Annotated in this window: 14 protein-coding genes; 6 read left to right on the top strand and 8 right to left on the bottom strand. The window is 63.9% G+C overall.

All coding sequences use genetic code 11. The features are described 5' to 3' along the window. Window positions 1–5 precede the first annotated feature (5 nt). From ACNQOP_RS11600 to ACNQOP_RS11590, 3 genes are all read left to right on the top strand, one after another. Window positions 6–3215, top strand: a complete 3210-nt coding sequence (locus ACNQOP_RS11600) for an efflux RND transporter permease subunit (protein WP_416404528.1) — start codon at window positions 6–8, stop codon at window positions 3213–3215. Window positions 3216–3353: 138 nt separating this feature from the next. Continuing rightward, the gene (locus tag ACNQOP_RS11595) at window positions 3354–4478 is read left to right on the top strand and encodes an LLM class flavin-dependent oxidoreductase (RefSeq protein WP_235521551.1); all 1125 of its coding nucleotides are present in this window, start codon (window positions 3354–3356) and stop codon (window positions 4476–4478) included. Continuing rightward, window positions 4478–4945: a MarR family winged helix-turn-helix transcriptional regulator gene (locus tag ACNQOP_RS11590; RefSeq protein WP_235521552.1), complete on the top strand. Its 468-nt coding sequence runs from the start codon at window positions 4478–4480 to the stop codon at window positions 4943–4945. Before ACNQOP_RS11595 ends, ACNQOP_RS11590 begins: the two co-directional genes overlap by 1 nt. Here the strand turns inward: ACNQOP_RS11590 and ACNQOP_RS11585 are convergent. After that, window positions 4942–5748 (bottom strand): transglutaminase-like domain-containing protein, encoded by an 807-nt coding sequence (locus ACNQOP_RS11585; RefSeq protein ID WP_416404527.1) that lies wholly within the window; start codon window positions 5746–5748, stop codon window positions 4942–4944. The genes ACNQOP_RS11590 and ACNQOP_RS11585 overlap by 4 nt on opposite strands. Before the next feature lie 69 nt (window positions 5749–5817). Further along, complete coding sequence (locus tag ACNQOP_RS11580) at window positions 5818–6669, bottom strand: hypothetical protein (protein WP_416404526.1); 852 nt, start codon at window positions 6667–6669, stop codon at window positions 5818–5820. Between the two features lie 54 nt (window positions 6670–6723). Here ACNQOP_RS11580 and ACNQOP_RS11575 point away from each other — a divergent pair, with 54 nt between their 5' ends. Continuing rightward, window positions 6724–7392, top strand: a complete 669-nt coding sequence (locus ACNQOP_RS11575) for a DUF1684 domain-containing protein (RefSeq protein ID WP_416404525.1) — start codon at window positions 6724–6726, stop codon at window positions 7390–7392. On the opposite strand, the gene ACNQOP_RS11570 is transcribed toward ACNQOP_RS11575, so the two are convergent. Continuing rightward, the gene (locus tag ACNQOP_RS11570; RefSeq protein WP_416404524.1) at window positions 7389–8585 is read right to left on the bottom strand and encodes an SLC13 family permease; all 1197 of its coding nucleotides are present in this window, start codon (window positions 8583–8585) and stop codon (window positions 7389–7391) included. The two genes, ACNQOP_RS11575 and ACNQOP_RS11570, sit on opposite strands and share 4 nt — an antisense overlap. A gap of 274 nt (window positions 8586–8859) precedes the next feature. Between ACNQOP_RS11570 and ACNQOP_RS11565 the strand changes: the two genes are divergently transcribed. Then, the gene (locus ACNQOP_RS11565; protein WP_416404523.1) at window positions 8860–9723 is read left to right on the top strand and encodes a fumarylacetoacetate hydrolase family protein; all 864 of its coding nucleotides are present in this window, start codon (window positions 8860–8862) and stop codon (window positions 9721–9723) included. A 17-nt stretch (window positions 9724–9740) separates the two neighbouring features. After that, complete coding sequence (locus ACNQOP_RS11560; RefSeq protein ID WP_235521558.1) at window positions 9741–10226, top strand: GtrA family protein; 486 nt, start codon at window positions 9741–9743, stop codon at window positions 10224–10226. 9 nt (window positions 10227–10235) lie between these two features. Here ACNQOP_RS11560 and ACNQOP_RS11555 read toward each other — a convergent pair whose 3' ends face one another. From ACNQOP_RS11555 to ACNQOP_RS11535, 5 genes are read right to left on the bottom strand one after another with little or no spacing between them, the layout of a single operon-like run. After that, a complete protein-coding gene (locus tag ACNQOP_RS11555) occupies window positions 10236–11393 on the bottom strand; it encodes a cysteine desulfurase family protein (protein WP_416404522.1) in 1158 nt (385 codons plus the stop codon). Between the two features lie 16 nt (window positions 11394–11409). Further along, window positions 11410–12288 carry a carboxylating nicotinate-nucleotide diphosphorylase gene (gene nadC / locus ACNQOP_RS11550; RefSeq protein WP_416404521.1) on the bottom strand — a complete coding sequence of 293 codons (879 nt, stop codon included), beginning with the start codon at window positions 12286–12288 and terminating at the stop codon, window positions 11410–11412. Further along, window positions 12281–14011, bottom strand: coding sequence for an L-aspartate oxidase (gene nadB, locus ACNQOP_RS11545; protein ID WP_416404520.1), 1731 nt, complete (start codon window positions 14009–14011; stop codon window positions 12281–12283). The genes nadC and nadB overlap by 8 nt, the downstream gene beginning before the upstream one ends. Window positions 14012–14046: 35 nt before the next feature. Then, entirely contained in the window at window positions 14047–15354 is a 1308-nt protein-coding gene (nadA, locus tag ACNQOP_RS11540; RefSeq protein ID WP_416404519.1) for a quinolinate synthase NadA, read from the bottom strand. Then, entirely contained in the window at window positions 15351–16070 is a 720-nt protein-coding gene (locus tag ACNQOP_RS11535) for an NUDIX hydrolase (RefSeq protein ID WP_211711591.1), read from the bottom strand. The genes nadA and ACNQOP_RS11535 overlap by 4 nt, the downstream gene beginning before the upstream one ends. Window positions 16071–16082: the final 12 nt, after the last annotated feature.

Genomic DNA, 16082 nt, shown 5'->3' with positions numbered 1-16082 from the left:
ATGCAATGTTCCGCCTGGCCAAGCTTTCTCTGGGAAACCGGGCCCTGATCGCGCTGATCACCGTCTTTGCGGCGGTGTTCGGCGTGATCACCATGGGATCGTTGAAACAGGAACTCATTCCTTCGATCGAGTTCCCGCAGATCACCGTGGTGACCTCCATGCCGGGCGCCTCCCCGGAAGTAGTGGACAAGCAGCTCAGCCAGCCGCTTGAGACTGCGCTGAACAGCGTCGAGGGCCTTGAGTCCACTACCTCAACGTCCCGCAACGGCGTTTCCCAGATCACCATGGTGTTCACCTACGGTTCAAATCTGGACCGGGCCAGGAACCAGATTGACCGGGCAATTTCCAACGCCAAGCGGGCGTTGCCCGCCAATGTGGAACCCCAGTCCATCGCCGGGAACATCAGCGATTTCCCGATCGTCTTCCTGGCGGTTTCCTCGGACAAGCCGCTCAGCGAACTCAATGCCGACCTGCTGCGGCTCAGCGTTCCCAGGCTCCAAAAGATCGACGGCGTCCGCGGCGCCGATGTGACCGGTGGCGCGAGCCAGCACATCCTGATCCAGCCCCGGCCGGCCGATCTTGCCAGCACAGGGGCGTCGGTCCAGTCCATCAGCAGCGCGCTGAAGAACAACGGCACCCTGGTCCCCGTGGGCACCATCGAGGACCAGGGCAAGACGTTGTCACTGCAGTTGGGCAGCCCGGTGGACTCCCTGGAGATCATCAAGGGACTTCCCTTGGCTGGCGCCAAGAACGCCGCAACGATTGGCGCTGTAGCCGATGTCAGCATCCAGGATGATGCCGCGACGTCCATCACCCGCACCAACGGTAAACCCACGCTGGCGTTGTCGGTCACCAAGAAACCCGACGGCGATACCGTCGCCATCTCCCATGCCGTGCGGGATGCCATCGGACCCATGCAGGACGAGCTGGGCAACAATGCGGCGTTCACCCCGGTCTTTGACCAGGCTCCGTTCATCGAAAAGTCCATCAAGGACCTCACTACCGAGGGCCTCCTTGGCTTGGGCTTCGCTGTGGCCGTCATCCTTGTGTTCCTGATGTCCGTGCGGTCCACCCTGGTTACGGCGGTCTCGATTCCGTTGTCGCTGTTGATCACCTTCATCGGCATCTCCGCCACCGGGTACTCGCTGAACATCCTGACGTTGGGCGCGCTCACCATTGCGATCGGCCGCGTTGTGGACGATTCCATTGTGGTGATTGAGAACATCAAACGGCACCTCAGCTACGGGGAAGACAAGCTGACGGCCATCCTGACATCCATCCGGGAAGTGGCCGGGGCGATTACCGCATCCACGCTCACCACCGTGGCAGTGTTCCTGCCCATAGCGTTCGTCGGGGACCTGGCCGGCGAATTGTTCCGCCCGTTTGCCTTGACGGTGACCATCGCTCTGTTGTCGTCGCTGTTGGTCTCCTTGACCATTGTTCCCGTCCTGGCCTACTGGTTCCTCTCTTCCAAGGGCAAAGGCGTGGAGGATCGCTCCTCTGCCAGGGAGTCCGCGGAAAAGGCCAGGGAGGCGGAACAGCGAAGCCGCCTCCAACGCGGCTACCTGCCCATCCTTGAGAAGACACAGAAGCACCCCGTCCTCACGTTGTCCGCGGCCGCAGTGGTCCTCGTCGCCACCATCGCGGTTTCGCCGCTGCTGGCTACGGATCTGTTGGGCCGCTCGGGCGAAAACAGCATGACGGTGCGCCAGGTCCTTCCCGCCGGAACGAGCCTCCAGGCCACCAGCGATGAGGCCGCGAAGATAGAGGACGCCCTCAAGGGCATGGATGGCATCAAGGACGTGCAGGTCACCTCCGGAAATGCGCAGACGGGCTTCGCGGCGCTGACGTCCACAGGATCGTCCAACTCCACGTTCACGATTGTCACTGACGAGAAGGCGAACCAGGCCAAGCTCCAGGACGCAGTCCGCGCCAAGCTCGAGGGAGCGGCCGGCAAGGTCACTGTTGGATCCCAGCAAGGTGGCTTCGGTACGTCGTCCACGGTGGACATCACCATCAAGGCCGCCAACTCAGCAGACCTGCGGACGGCCAGCGATGCCATGGTCCAGGCGATGACGGGAGTACCGGGAAGCACCGAGGTGGCTACCAACCTTGCCTCAACCCAGGCGGTGGTCCAGGTTCGCGTGGACCGTGCCAAGGTGGTAGCTGCCGGGCTGACGGAGGAGCAGGTGGGCGCCTTCCTTGCTTCCACGGTCAGCCCCATACCTGCCGGCACGGTACGCATCGACACCAACGACTATCCGGTGCAGATCGGCCAGGGAACCCGCTTCACCAGCATCGCCGCCGTGCGCGCGCTGCAATTGCCGACGGCGCGTGGTCCCGTAACGCTGGAAAGTGTAGCCGCCGTCGAACAGGTGGACACGCCCGTGTCCATCACAAGCAGCAACGGTCAACGGACCGCAAAGGTGACTGTGACGCCGTCGGGTTCCAACCTTGGCAGCGTCAGCAGCGCCGTCCAGCAACGGCTGGCTTCTGTCGAATTGCCGTCGGGTGTTACCGCCACGATCGGTGGGGCCACCACACAGCAGGCAGAATCCTTCCGGCAACTCGGCCTGGCGTTGCTTGCTGCCATCGCGATTGTCTACGTCATCATGGTGGCGGCCTTCAAGTCCCTGATCCAACCGTTGATTCTTCTGGTTTCGGTCCCCTTCGCCGCCACCGGTGCCGTCGGCCTGTTGCTGCTGACCGGGGTTCCCCTGGGCCTCCCCTCACTGATCGGCATGTTGATGCTGGTAGGCATCGTGGTCACCAACGCGATCGTGCTCATCGACCTCATCAACCAGTACCGCAAGCCACAGGATGGCCGTGCCGGCATGAACGTGGCCGACGCCATCACGCACGGGGCACGCCAACGCCTGCGCCCGATCCTGATGACTGCCCTTGCCACCGTGTTTGCGTTGACTCCCATGGCGCTGGGCCTGACCGGAGGCGGCGGCTTCATCTCGCAGCCCCTGGCCATTGTGGTCATCGGTGGCCTGGTCTCCTCTACCGCACTGACCTTGATCCTGGTTCCGGTGCTCTACAAGCTGGTCGAAGGGCGGCGTGAGGAAAAGCAACTGCTGAAGGACCTTCAGGATAAGCCAACTCCGCATCCCCAAGAGGGCGCGGGCGGAACCGCGGAATTCCAGGACTGGACCACGGGCATGATTCCCCGGGTGAAGGGCCGCCGCGCGGCCCACAATCCCGCGGAGTAACCGCAGACAACCCATCAGGCAGGGCCGGGAACATTTCCCGGCCCTGCCCTGTTACAGACAGCGATACATGCAAATGCATCTAGTTTGAGGTACACTGTTTACAACGCCCGGGACTACGGGCAGGGAGAAAGGCACATCATGCAGATCGGTGTATTCAGCGTCAGCGACATCACGACTGACCCCACCACGGGCCGCACGCCCACGGAAAACGAGCGCATCAAAGCCTCGGTGGCCATCGCCAAGAAGGTCGAAGAAATCGGCATGGATGTCTACGCCTTGGGCGAGCACCACAACCGCCCCTTCTTCTCCTCCTCCCCCACCACCACCTTGGCCTACATTGCGGCACAGACTGAGCGCATTACGCTCTCAACTGCCACCACCCTGATCACCACCAACGATCCGGTCAAGATCGCTGAAGACTTCGCCATGCTCCAGCACCTCTCCGATGGCCGCGTGGACCTGGTTCTCGGGCGGGGCAACACCGCGCCGGTCTACCCGTGGTTCGGGAAGAACATCCAGGACGGCATTGAGCTGGCCATCGAAAACTACAGCCTGCTGCGCAAGCTGTGGGATGAAGATACCGTGAACTGGTCGGGCAAGTTCCGCACCCCGCTGCAGAACTTCACCTCCACGCCGCGGCCGCTGGATGACGTCGCTCCCTTTGTGTGGCACGGTTCCATCAGGACTCCCCAGATCGCAGAAGTTGCCGCCTACTACGGTGACGGGTTCTTCGCCAACAACATTTTCTGGCCGAAGGAGCACTACCAGCAGCTGATCGGCTTGTACCGCGAACGCTACGCACACTACGGCCACGGGACTCCGGAGCAGGCCATCGTGGGCCTGGGCGGTCAGTTCTTCATGAGGAAGAACTCGCAGGATGCGGTCAAGGAATTCCGGCCGTACTTCGACAACGCTCCGGTCTACGGCCACGGACCGTCCTTGGAGGACTTCACCTCCCAGACGCCGTTGACCGTGGGCAGCCCGCAGGAAGTGATCGAAAAGACGCTCACGTTCCGCGAAGCATTCGGGGACTACCAGCGCCAGCTGTTCCTGATCGACCACGCTGGCCTTCCGCTGAAGACCGTACTGGAGCAGTTGGACCTCTTCGGTGAAGAGGTGCTGCCGGTCCTCCGCAAGGAGTACGCGGCCATGAAGCCGGCCAATGTACCCGACGCACCCACGCACGCTTCCCGTGTTGCGGCAGCGCTGGAGGCCAAGGTCAGCGAGTCCGCTGCTGCCGGGGCCGCGGGTCAGGACGCCTGATGTCCGCCCCAACAGGCACTGCGTCTTCCGCTGTTCGCCTCGCCGCAGAAACCTGGGAGTCGTTGTTCCGCTCCCAGGTGGCGGTGATGCGGAAGCTTCAGTCCGGACCGGCCTTCAAGACGCTCCCCGTCAAGGAGTACGACGTCCTGTTCACGCTGTCCAGGTGCCCGTCCGGGCAGCTTCGCCTCAACGAGATCAACGACAAGGTCCTGCTGAGCCAATCCAGCTTGAGCCGTCTGGTTGACCGTTTGGAGAAGCGTGGTTTGGTGGAGCGGACCGCAGCGCCCGACGACGGCCGTGGAGTCCTGCTCTCACTCACCGAATCAGGACGCGAGTTACAGAAAACCATCGGCCGGGAGCATGTGCGCGACATAGCCCACCTGGTGGCTCCCGCGCTAACGCCGGAGGAGCAACGCGAGTTGTTGCGGCTGACCGAAAAGCTCAGGGCTTCGGTAGCGGGCCATTAGCGCAGGCTGACAAGCTCCCGGGGGTTCTCCACCGGGAGCGTCCCGTTAACGGATGCGCTGACTTTGAGTGTCTTCAAGGACAGGCTGCCGCCCACCGTGGACAGGAACGCCGTGTCCGAGGAGTCGCGTCCCGCGGTGATGCGCAGCATGGATCCGCGCGGTGCCAGGCCAGTGGGGTCGATGACGTGCCAGGCACCGTCGATGAAGGCCTCAGCCACCGCATGGAAATCCATGGGGCTCAGGCCGGGTGCGTAGACAGCTGCCAAGCGCGCCGGAACATCCTTGGATCGCAGCAGGGCGATGGCCAGATGGGCAAAGTCCCGGCAAACACCCTTGCGGTGGAGCAGGGTCTCCACTGCCCCGTCGGTTCCCCGTGATGAGCCACTGACGTAGCGCAGCTCACCGTTGACCCAATCGCGGACGGCCTGGAGCAGTTCCGCGCCGTGCAGTCCGCCGAACTCAGCGTAGGAGGTCGGCAGCAGCCTGTCAGACTCCGCGTATCGGCTGGGCCTGACGTACCTGATCAGTTCCATGGGATCCGAGGTAGTGGGCTGCCCTACCCCGAGGACAGTGGCCCGGTAATCCACCGTGACTTCCGTGGGTTCATCGAATTCCAGGTAGTGGAAGCGGCCCCCGTGGTGGTCGCTGAGTTCGGCATACGGAACCTCGTTGCCGGCGGCGGTAATGGAGAGGCTCTCCGTGACCGAGTCGTAGCCTGCGTTGCTGGCCACGGCAATGGCCATGGCCACTTTCGTGCTGGCTGCGGTCTTGAAAACGAGCGTGGCAGCTACGTTGCGTTCCATTAATCTCCGGAGTGGGTTGCGGCAGGCAGGCCCGTGCCGCCGTTTGCGTGAATCAGCCAAATCGCTGGGCTACAAATTGACCTTCAGTGACAGTAGCATCCGCTGGACGTTCGCAAAATCGGAGCCGTGGACTGCGTATTTGGCGGCCAGGTCCAAGGTATCGAATGCCTTGGCGGGAGCCACTTTCTCGTCTGCGGCAAACGCATGGATGGCTGGAACGTCCGCGAAGGAATAATCGCCCTTGCCGGCCGGCCCCTGGACCCGGTTCCGGAGTTCGCAGGACTGCCCGTCCCTTCCTGCCACCACATTGGTGACGCCATAGGATCCAAAGAACTTGTAGCCCTGGATCACGCGGAAAACAACCCTGGGATCGATGGTTTCGGGACCTTCGGAATGCGGGAGGTCCAAGGGAACGCTGCTGATCACCACGTAGGGTCGCGACTGCCCGGCAGGGCAGCCAGAGGGGGCCTGTGCCGGCAGGCCCGTCTGGAGTGTAGCGACGTACTTTCCGGCCCCGTCCTTCACCTCGACCTTCACCGCGCCTGGCAGGGAACCTGCCTCCGGCGTGAGGGACTGGGCTATCCAGTCTTCGGGCAACTCGAAGCTGACCGTCTTCGCGGGGTCGGTAAAGGTCTTCCAGGACAACGCTGTCGCCACGGGGCTCGCCCCTGCGCTGGGCGATTCACCCTGACCAGCCGACACGGAAGGCGAGCTGGACGCGGACTCGGCAGCCGTCGTCGTGCTCTCCGGCGTTGCTGTCCCGGATTCCGAGCTGTTGGGTTTGGAACTGATGGTGGGGCTGACCTGCGGGCCCTTGTTGTCGGCCGAACAGGCAACGCCAGCCAAAAGAACGCCGCATGCCAGTACTGCCGCGGCAACAGGCCGCATTGCCGGCCGGGTCGGGATCATCAAGCCCTTCATGGTCCCAGCCTATCGGCGGGGATAGTGCGACACGCACAGGGCTAGGCTGATGGTATGTCTCCTGACCAGTACGACGAATTTGAGGACACCCTGCCCACCATGTCGGCGGTCGATATTGCCGACTGGCGGTTGCGGACCTTCGCCCTGTACGACAAGGTACGGCAACTCGCAGCCACCAACCCGTTCGACGCCCATGTGTTCTGGCGCCAGGAACGGGATCTGATGTTCGCCACGCACCCGGCGTCGGCGCTCACTGCGGACATGAAGGCGCGCTTTTCCGGATTGCGAACCGCCGACTACGACCCCTCCTTCCGGATGTACGCTGCGCTCTCGCCTGAAGGTACCGGCCAGGAGATGAACGTCGAAACGGGCACGGACGGCGTGGTGCCCTTCACCCGTATCGGCACCTTCGAACTTCCCGGGCTCGGTTCCCTGGCCGCATGGCGGCTGAGGAGCTACGGCGGAGGAATATTCGTTCCCTTCCGTGACGCCACCGCCGGGAAACCAGGCGGAAGTTACGGTGCTGGCAGGTACCTGTTGGATACGGTCAAGGGATCCTTCCACGGAACGAGGGGCTCTGGAGGGGAGCAGGAGTTTATTCTCGACTTCAACTTCGCCTATAACCCGTCCTGCGCCTACAACGAAGCCTGGGCGTGCCCGCTGGCAGGACCGGCCAACCGGCTGGCCGCGGACATTCCAGTAGGCGAACTGTATCTGGGCTAGCCAAAAAGCCCGCCCGGGCTTACCCCGGCGAGCGCAGCCACCGCCGCGACGATGGTTAAGGGGGCCACGATCAGGCCGAGCAGTGCATACCCTTTCCATTTGACCAGTACGTTCATGCGGACCAGCCGATCGTGCCACAGGAGGGTGGCCAACGACGCCCACGGCGCCACCAGCGGTCCGGCGTTGACGCCCACCAGCAACGCGGCCATCCTTTCCGGGGTTCCGGCCAGGGGCTCGGCCAGCAGGTAGGCGGGCAGGTTATTGACGACGTTGGAACCCAGGGCACCTGTCATGGCCAACCGCAACAGTTCAATGAAGCCATTGCCTTCGCCCGCTGCTTGCCCCAGCAGCGCTGATGCGCCAATGTACTGGGCGGCCTCCACCACCAGGAACAGCCCGCAGGTAAACAGCAGCAACGACCACGGGATCAGGGTTATCGTCAGCACCTTGGGTCGTCGGACGGCGAACGCCACTACCAGGATCGCGGCAGCTGCAGTTGCGGGAATCCAGATAGCCACGCCGGAAACCAGCGCCGGCAAGAGAAGTACCAGCACAATTGCGCTGACCAGCAGCAGGGTCTTGTCCTGCGACGCTTTGGACTGGGCCAGGACTGGCGGCCTTGTGGAATCCCGCGCATAGGTCCTGCGCAGATCGCGCCTGAAGACGATTGCTATGAAAGCCAAGGGGACCACAACCGCGGCCAATGACGGCGCCCACATCAGCTGGGCGAACTGTGCCGGGCTGATTCCGCCCAGGTTGTGTTGCGCCAGGAGGTTGGTCAGGTTGGAGATGGGAAGCAAGAGGCTGGCCGTGTTCGCCAGCCACACAGTTGTCAGGGCGAAGGGCAGGACAGGCAGGCCCGCCTGGCGTGCGACAGTGACAACCACCGGAGTGAGGAGCACGGCCGTCGTGTCCAGGGAGAGGAAGACTGTGCTGAGGGTGGCGAACAGGGCCAGCAGCAACCACAACAGGACTGCCCGGCCACGTCCCCACCCGCGCAAATGCCGGGCGATCCATTGGAAGGCACCGCCTTCGCTGACGAGCTCGGTCACCACCGTCATGGCCACGACGAAGGCCAGGATCGGGGCCACCCTGTCCACCAGCACCGTTACTTCGTGCCACGGGAGGATACCTGTCGCAACAGTGACCCCGCCCGCCACAAGGAGGATCAAACCAATTATCGCCAGACGCATGGAACGGATTCTAAGCCCGCGTTCTGTGTTCTTCCTGCGCGGCACGGCCCCACAGCCGCCTGCGGGCCCGTCAACCCCGACGGGCCCGAGTACTTCGCCCACACCGAGCGGACCGAGAACCTGGCCTGCAGCGACGGTCCGGACGTCAAAGTCTGTCTCAGCTGCTCACCGGATGCGCGTTGCGAGGCCCGCTCTGCGCGGATCGGATGGGATATGGGGCGTCAACCAGGCCTCACAACGCAGTGGACCTTCACAGAGGACGTAGGATGTCTTCATGACATCACGCCTTCCCCGTCGTATCGCCCGTGTTCGCCCTGTTGCCGCAGAATTCTCCACGGGCCAGGCTCCCGACGAACAATTCTTCGTGGCCAACGATGCCGCTGACTTCGACTCCGCTGGGGGCAGGACGTGGACGATCATCGACTCGCCGTTCCCTGCATCGCGGGCCAATGCGTCCAGCTTCAGCCGCGAAGGGTGGGAATTGGGCACCGAGGTCAGTGAAGACAGCTTCCATTTCCTGGCGCCGTCCGTACCGGTCAATGTCTTCGGGATGGCCCACAACACCGGCCAACCAGGCCGCGACCTGCCGCCCCAGGCATTCCACAAAGCGGCGTCCAGCGTGATCGGCCCGGGCGAGGCGATCCAGCTGGGCTCGACGGTGGGCCACGTGGACCCTGAAGCCGAGTTGACCGTCGTCGTGGGCCGTAAGGCGCGGGGCCTGACCCTCGAAACGGCGAGATCGGCAATCCTGGGCTACACCATCGGCAATGATGTCTCTGCCCGCGAGCTCCAGAAATCTGACGAACTGTGGATCAGCGCCAAGAGCCAGGACACCTTCACCCCGGCTGGCCCCTGGATCGTCACGGAGCTGGACGACTCAGCCCTCTCCATCGGTATTGTCCACAACGGCACCGAGCTGAAGACCGCCAGTTCGGCGGACCTCGGCTGGAAAGTGGATGAGATCCTGGTTTACCTGACCTCGTTCATGACCCTGCAACCCGGCGACCTTGTGCTCACGGGATTCCCGGCAGAGTCCGCGCGCATCCATCCCGGGGACACGGTGGTGTGCCGAGTGGAAGGCATCGGCGAACTCCACAACCCCGTCACCGGCGCATCCTGGGAGGAGCACCCGGCTTAGTGTGTCAGGCTTAACCCATGGAGATCGCCGCGGAAGCCACTGAGCTTCGCTCCTCTCCCCCACGCAAGCCGCCCAAAAAGCGGCATCGCGGCGTCCTGAAGTACCCGGTGGTGCGCCAACTGGTGCGATTCACGGGCGTCGGTATCGTATGCACAGCCAGTTCGTTGGCCCTTTATGCGTTGCTTCGTCCCGTGATTGACCCACAACTGGCCAACGCTGTTGCCCTGATCGTGACGTCCTTGATGAACACTGCGTTGAACCGGCGGCTCACCTTCAAGATCACAGGCAAAAAGAAACGGGCCAAGGACCACCTCAGCGGCGCCATCGTCATCGGCATTGCGCTGATCATCACGGGCGGCAGCTTGGGGCTTCTGCATCTGTTCAAGCCCGGAGCCACGGTAACCGAGGAGCTCTGGACCACCACATTGTCCGGGTTCGTGGCCACTGCAGTTCGTTTCACCCTGCTGCGGCACTGGATTTTCCGGCGCGCCCGCCATGTGTAGCCGGGCCGGCTACTGAGGGGCCAGCTTACGGACACGTCCGACGGCGGTTTCCACGGCTGCGGCGGCCTGCTCCAGTTCGGCGTCCGTAACAGCTGACGTGAAGCTGAAGCGCACGGCGGTTTGCGCAGTTTCGGGGGCAAGGCCGAGGGCCAGCAGAACGGGCGACGGCGCATCGGAACCGGCCGCGCACGCCGAGCCACTGGAGCACACCACACCCAGCCGCTCAAGCTCGAGCAGCACCGATTCGCCGCTGGTTCCCGGGAAGCAGAACGACGCAACCGAGGGCAACCGCAGGCTTCGGTGGCCTGTGAGCATGGAGTCGGGCACGGCCTGAAGTACCCGGTTGATGAACCCGTCGCGCAGCTCCGACACCCTGGCTGCCTGTTCCTGCTGCTCGGCGTGCGAGAGCCTCAGTGCTGTGGACAGGGCAACGGCCCCGGCCACGTTTTCGGTGCCCGAACGCCTGCCCCGTTCCTGGCCTCCGCCGTGGACCAGGGGCTCAACCCGCAAGCGACCCCTGATGAACAGCACGCCGGATCCCTTGGGTGCTCCCAGCTTGTGCCCTGAGATACTCATCGCGTCCACACCGAGGGCCTCGACGTCCACGGGGAGCCACCCTGCAGCCTGCACGGCGTCCGTATGGAACGGCACGTTGTACTCCCTGGCCACGGCAGCAAGTTCGGCGACCGGTTGGACGGTCCCGATCTCGTTGTTCGCATACATGATGCTCACCAGGGCGGTCTCCGGACGCAGCACTGCCCGCAGCGCCGCCACAGTGACCATTCCTTGGCTATCGACCGGGACGACATCGACGTCGAAACCGTGTACGCGCTGGAGGTAGCGAGCCGATTCTTCAACAGCCGGGTGTTCGATCGCGCTGATGACCACACGGCTCAGCGACGGATCCGTCGCCCGCCTGGCCAAGGCAATGCCCTTGACTGCCAGGTTGTCCGCTTCTGTTCCTCCCGAGGTGAACGTCACCTCGCCGGCGCGGCAGTTCAATACCTTCGCGACGCCGGTGCGGGCCTCTGCGAGCGCAGTGGCAGCGGCCTCGCCCAGGCTGTGATGGCTGGAGGGGTTGCCGAACTCGCCGCTCAGGTACGGCCACATGGCATCCAGGGCTTCGCGACGGATCGGAGTGGTGGCTGCGGCATCGAGGAAGATCATGGGAATGACGTTGTTCCTAGGGCTGCGATGTGGTGAGTTCGATGTCGAGGCCCAGGTCCAAAGCGTTCACGCTGTGGGTCAGTGCGCCGACGGAAATGACATCCACGCCGGCCGCTGCGATCCCGGTGACGGTGTTGATGTTCACGTTGCCGCTGGCTTCGACGATGGCACGGCCGTCCACCTGCTTGACACCGGCGCGGAGTTCTTCAACGGAGAAGTTATCCAGCATGATGGTGTCAACGCCGGCCGCCAGTACAGGTTCGATCTGTTCGGCCCTGTCCACTTCGACTTCGAAATGCGTGGTGTGGCCCAGCTGGGCCTTGGCCGCTGCCAACAGCTCGGTGAGTTTGGTGGTGTCACCGCCTGTCATGACAGCTAGGTGGTTGTCCTTGGCCAGGACAGCATCGGAGAGGCTGTACCGGTGGTTCGCTCCTCCGCCACAACGCACGGCGTAGCGTTCGAGCACCCGAAGTCCGGGAGTGGTTTTCCGCGTATCCGTAATACGTGCGCGGGTGCCTTCAACCAGCCTGACGAACTCGGCCGTCTTGGTGGCTATCGCGCTCATTCGCTGCACCAGGTTGAGCCCTACGCGTTCAGCCAGCAGCACCGAGCGGGCGCTGCCGCTGACCCGCGCAAGGTGCGTGCCGGCGTCGAACGCTTCACCGTCGGCGAGCAGCAGCTCAACGTCGGTGTCCGGGTCCACCAGCTTCATTGCGTCGCGGAATACCGTGCCACCGCTGAACACGCCAGGAACGCGCGCGTTCAGCACGGCCGTGGCCCTGGCCTCAGCAGGAATCAGCAGCTGGGAGGTGATGTCGCCGCTCGGCGCGTCCTCCGCGAACGCCCGTTCAAGAATCTCCCGGACTGGGGCTGCGGGGAGGGTCAGGTTAGTCATGGACGAGGCTCGCTTTCCGGCTCATGGTGTAAGTCTGGTCAAAATGTTCGACGGCGGCCGGTTCGGTCACGCTGTCGCTGCGGTAGTGCGCCCCCAGGGACCCACGCCGCTTCCGGGCAGCCTGCACCAGCAACTGCCCGGCGAGCAGCAGGTTCGCATCCTCATGCTCCCGCACCTCAAGGGAGTCAGGAACAGTGAACGGAAGAACGTGGCCCTCCCACTCACCAAGGGCCGCGGCAGCCTCAGCCAACAAGACCCCGTTGCGCAGGACCCCGGCCTTGGCTGTCATGAGTTTCTGGAGCGCACTCCGGGAGAACGCGGAGCGCGAAGCTTGTCCGGGTGACGTGCCGTCGTCGGCTGACGGGGTCCCGGCAGCGTGCGTAAAAGCGAGGCCGCCAGCGGCCGAGTTAGCACGCAGAGGGACCGCGTCAGCCGACCCAATGAACGCACTCACAGCCCGGCGCCCGAACACCAGTCCCTCAAGCAACGAATTACTGGCCAAGCGGTTGGCACCCTGCACACCGGTACAAGCGACTTCACCGGCAGCGAGCAAACCGGGAACAGAGCTCCGGCCGTGCAGGTCGGTCACCACCCCACCCATCCAGTAGTGCGCGGCCGGTGCTACGGGAACGGGCTCCCGGGTCCAGTCGACGCCGGCTTGGCGGGTGTGTTTGCTGAGGGTCGGGAATCGCTTTTCCAGAAATCCCTGCCCTCGTGCCTCTTCGACCACGGTGGCGTCCAGGAAGACGTGGCCGTTGGGGTCGTTGAGTTTTGCCAGGTGCAGGGCGATGCTGCGTGAGACCACGTCCCTGGGGGCGAGTTCGGCATCGGGATGGTAGTCGGGCATGAAGCGGTGGCCAGTGGCGTCCACCAGGGTGGCCCCTTCACCGCGGACTGCTTCGGAGATCAGCAAAGGGGCGGTGCTGCTCTGGCTGCCCGATGAGTCCCGGCCGATGCCGGCACGGACCATGCACGTGGGGTGGAATTGGAAGAACTCCAGATCGGACACAGCAGCGCCGGCGCGCCACGCCAGCGCCAGTCCGTCAGCCGTGGCCACGGAAGGATTGGTGGTCTGCGCGAACAGCTGCCCAGCGCCTCCTGTGGCGAGCAGTACGGCGTCGCCCTGGATGCTGTGGTGGCGTCCGTCCTGGATATAATCGGCACCCGAGATGCGAACCTCGCCAGCGAAGCCGACGCCCTGAGTCAGGGACGTGACAAACGCGTGGCTGATCACCTGGATCCTGCCGGCGGCCTGGAAGTTCAGGACAGTCCGGATCAGTGCGGCGGCAACCCCGGCTCCGGTGGCGTCGCCGCCTGCGTGAAGGATGCGTGGCGCTGAGTGGGCGGCTTCCAGGCCCAGGGCGTGGTCGCCGTCGTCGTCAACGTCGAAGCGGACCCCGAACCGTTCCAGCCCGGCTATATCCAGCCTTGCCTCGGTGCAGAGCACCCGCACGGCTTCTTGATTGCAGTGCCCGGCACCCGCTTTGAGGGTGTCGGCGATGTGGGCTGCCACCGTATCCCCTGGCGCCGGTTCGCCCAGGACCGCTGAGATGCCACCTTGGGCGTAATAGGTGTTGCTGTCCGCAAGGGCCCCCTTGGTCAGCAACACCACCTCAGCGCCCGCTTCCGCGGCCAGCAACGCGGAGTACAGTCCCGCGATACCGCTTCCGACGACGATCAGCCGCTTGGGCCGGGGCCCTCCAGCAACGCTCTCTGTGGTCATGCGAGGCTCTCTTCAGCTAGGGGTAATGCCTGGTGCTAGGCAGGCTTGGCGGCCAGCATGCGTTCCAGGGCAACTTTTGCGTTGTCCTGTACGGCGTCGTCCACAGTGATGCGGTTGACGATGCGTCCTTCGACGAGTTCCTCCAGCACCCAGGCGAGGTAGCCGGGGTGGATGCGGTACATGGTGGAACACGGGCAAATGACGGGGTCGAGGCAGAAGATGGTGTGCTGCGGGTTTTCCGCGGCAAGCCTGTTGACCATGTTGATTTCTGTGCCGATGGCGAAAGTGGTGGGTTCGGTGGCGGCGGCTATGGCCTTCTTGATGAAGTCGGTGGACCCGGCGGAGTCAGCTGCGTCCACTACCTCCATGGGGCATTCGGGGTGCACGATCACGTTGACGCCCGGGAAGTCCTGGCGGGCTTTTTCGATCTGGCCTACGTTGAACCGCTTGTGCACCGAGCAGAAACCGTGCCAGAGGATCACCCGGGAATCGAGCAGTGCCTGCTCATCGTTGCCGCCGAGTTCCTTGCGCGGGTTCCACATGGGCATCTGCTCCAGCGGGACGCCAAGGGCTTTGGCCGTGTTGCGCCCGAGGTGCTGATCGGGGAAGAAGAGGACGCGCTGTCCGCGTTCGAAAGCCCATTCCAGGACCACTTTGGCGTTGGAGGACGTGCAGACAATACCTCCGTTCCGGCCACAGAAGGCCTTGAGCGCGGCAGAGGAATTCATGTAGGTGACGGGAATGACCGGTACCCGGCCGTCAGCATCCGGTTCTGTGCCGAAGATTTCCTCCAGCTGCTCCCAGCATTCCTCCACGGAGTCCTCATCTGCCATGTCTGCCATGGAGCAGCCGGCGGCGAGGTTGGGCAGGATGACGGCCTGCTCGGGTGTGGAGAGGATGTCCGCAGTCTCGGCCATGAAATGGACGCCGCAGAAGATGATGGCTTCGGCATCGGGCTTGGTCAGCGCGGCGTTGGCCAGTTGGAAGGAGTCGCCCACAAAGTCCGCGTACTGGATGACTTCGTCGCGCTGGTAGAAGTGGCCAAGGATGACCGCCCGGTCCCCGAGCGTGGCCTTGGCGGCCCGGATGCGGGCGTCAAGTTCGGCGTCGGAGGCTTTCTTGTACTCTTCCGGCAGCTGGCCCTGGCGTGGCGTGGCCTTGGGCGCGACATCATTGCTGGAGGCACCCGGGCCGTAGGCCGGCTCGCCTGCGAGTGCCTCGGCAAGGTCGTATTCCCATGGGCCCCTGGCCAATGCCGGGCTGCACGTGGACCCTGCGCGGGAGAGGCCCTTCTCGGCTTCTTCGCGAGTGATCAGCTGGACGGCAGTGTTGACGCTGCTCATGGTGTACTCCTGTTATCTGGCCCGAGGCCGGGCGTGCCGGTGAAGCGGTAGAGGCGTGGCGGACGGTGTTTTCCGCCTTGCAGGTATTCACCGGTTTCTTCGATTTCCGGTGTGGCTTTGATGTGTCGGCGGAAGTTTGCGGGATCGAGCTGGCGGTCCAGCACTGCTTCGTAGACTTCCCGGACCTGGGCGAGGGTGAAGAACTCCCCCAGCAGGTGGTAGGCAATGGACCCGTAAGCCATCTTGTTGCGCAGCCGCCACAGGGCGTAGTCGACGATGGTGTTGTGGTCGAACGCCAACTCGCCGAGTTTGTCCGCGCGGAACCACCGGACATTCTCCGACTCGTCCGCCAGTGCGGCCTCGGTGGGTTGCACCAAGGCCCAGTACACAATGGACACGACGCGCTGGGTCGGTGATCGATGGAGGCCGCCAAAGGCATAGAGCTGCTCAAGGTAATGCGGGGTTAGGCCCGTGGTGTCCCGCAGGTTCCGGGAGGCTGCATCCTGCAGGGACTCATCATGCGCCAGAGGGCCGCCGGGCAACGCCCACATGTCCCTGTACGGTTCACGGATCCGGCGGACGAGCGGCAACCACAGTGTGGGGCGGCCGGATGTCTCGCTGGGACGGAGGGCGAAAATCACCGTTGAGATAGCCAACGACGGCGGCGCGAGCCGCCGTTCGGCGACATTGGCTGAGCTGGTGTTCACGGCGTTCACCTCGCTTCGTCG

Source organism: Arthrobacter sp. LFS091 (assembly GCF_047977885.1).
In the GTDB taxonomy this organism is placed as follows: domain Bacteria; phylum Actinomycetota; class Actinomycetes; order Actinomycetales; family Micrococcaceae; genus Arthrobacter.
The sequence above is the reverse complement of the archived record's forward strand: the minus strand, read 5'-3'. Positions and strand labels throughout refer to the sequence as shown.

Excerpts from the sequence above, each read along its gene's own strand:
- ACNQOP_RS11600 (WP_416404528.1), top strand. The coding sequence starts at position 6 with ATGTTCCGCCTGGCCAAGCTTTCTCTGGGAAACCGGGCCCTGATCGCG.
- ACNQOP_RS11595 (WP_235521551.1), top strand. The coding sequence starts at position 3,354 with ATGCAGATCGGTGTATTCAGCGTCAGCGACATCACGACTGACCCCACC.
- ACNQOP_RS11590 (WP_235521552.1), top strand. The coding sequence starts at position 4,478 with ATGTCCGCCCCAACAGGCACTGCGTCTTCCGCTGTTCGCCTCGCCGCA.
- ACNQOP_RS11585 (WP_416404527.1), bottom strand. The coding sequence starts at position 5,748 with ATGGAACGCAACGTAGCTGCCACGCTCGTTTTCAAGACCGCAGCCAGC.
- ACNQOP_RS11580 (WP_416404526.1), bottom strand. The coding sequence starts at position 6,669 with ATGAAGGGCTTGATGATCCCGACCCGGCCGGCAATGCGGCCTGTTGCC.
- ACNQOP_RS11575 (WP_416404525.1), top strand. The coding sequence starts at position 6,724 with ATGTCTCCTGACCAGTACGACGAATTTGAGGACACCCTGCCCACCATG.
- ACNQOP_RS11570 (WP_416404524.1), bottom strand. The coding sequence starts at position 8,585 with ATGCGTCTGGCGATAATTGGTTTGATCCTCCTTGTGGCGGGCGGGGTC.
- ACNQOP_RS11565 (WP_416404523.1), top strand. The coding sequence starts at position 8,860 with ATGACATCACGCCTTCCCCGTCGTATCGCCCGTGTTCGCCCTGTTGCC.
- ACNQOP_RS11560 (WP_235521558.1), top strand. The coding sequence starts at position 9,741 with ATGGAGATCGCCGCGGAAGCCACTGAGCTTCGCTCCTCTCCCCCACGC.
- ACNQOP_RS11555 (WP_416404522.1), bottom strand. The coding sequence starts at position 11,393 with ATGATCTTCCTCGATGCCGCAGCCACCACTCCGATCCGTCGCGAAGCC.
- nadC (WP_416404521.1), bottom strand. The coding sequence starts at position 12,288 with ATGACTAACCTGACCCTCCCCGCAGCCCCAGTCCGGGAGATTCTTGAA.
- nadB (WP_416404520.1), bottom strand. The coding sequence starts at position 14,011 with ATGACCACAGAGAGCGTTGCTGGAGGGCCCCGGCCCAAGCGGCTGATC.
- nadA (WP_416404519.1), bottom strand. The coding sequence starts at position 15,354 with ATGAGCAGCGTCAACACTGCCGTCCAGCTGATCACTCGCGAAGAAGCC.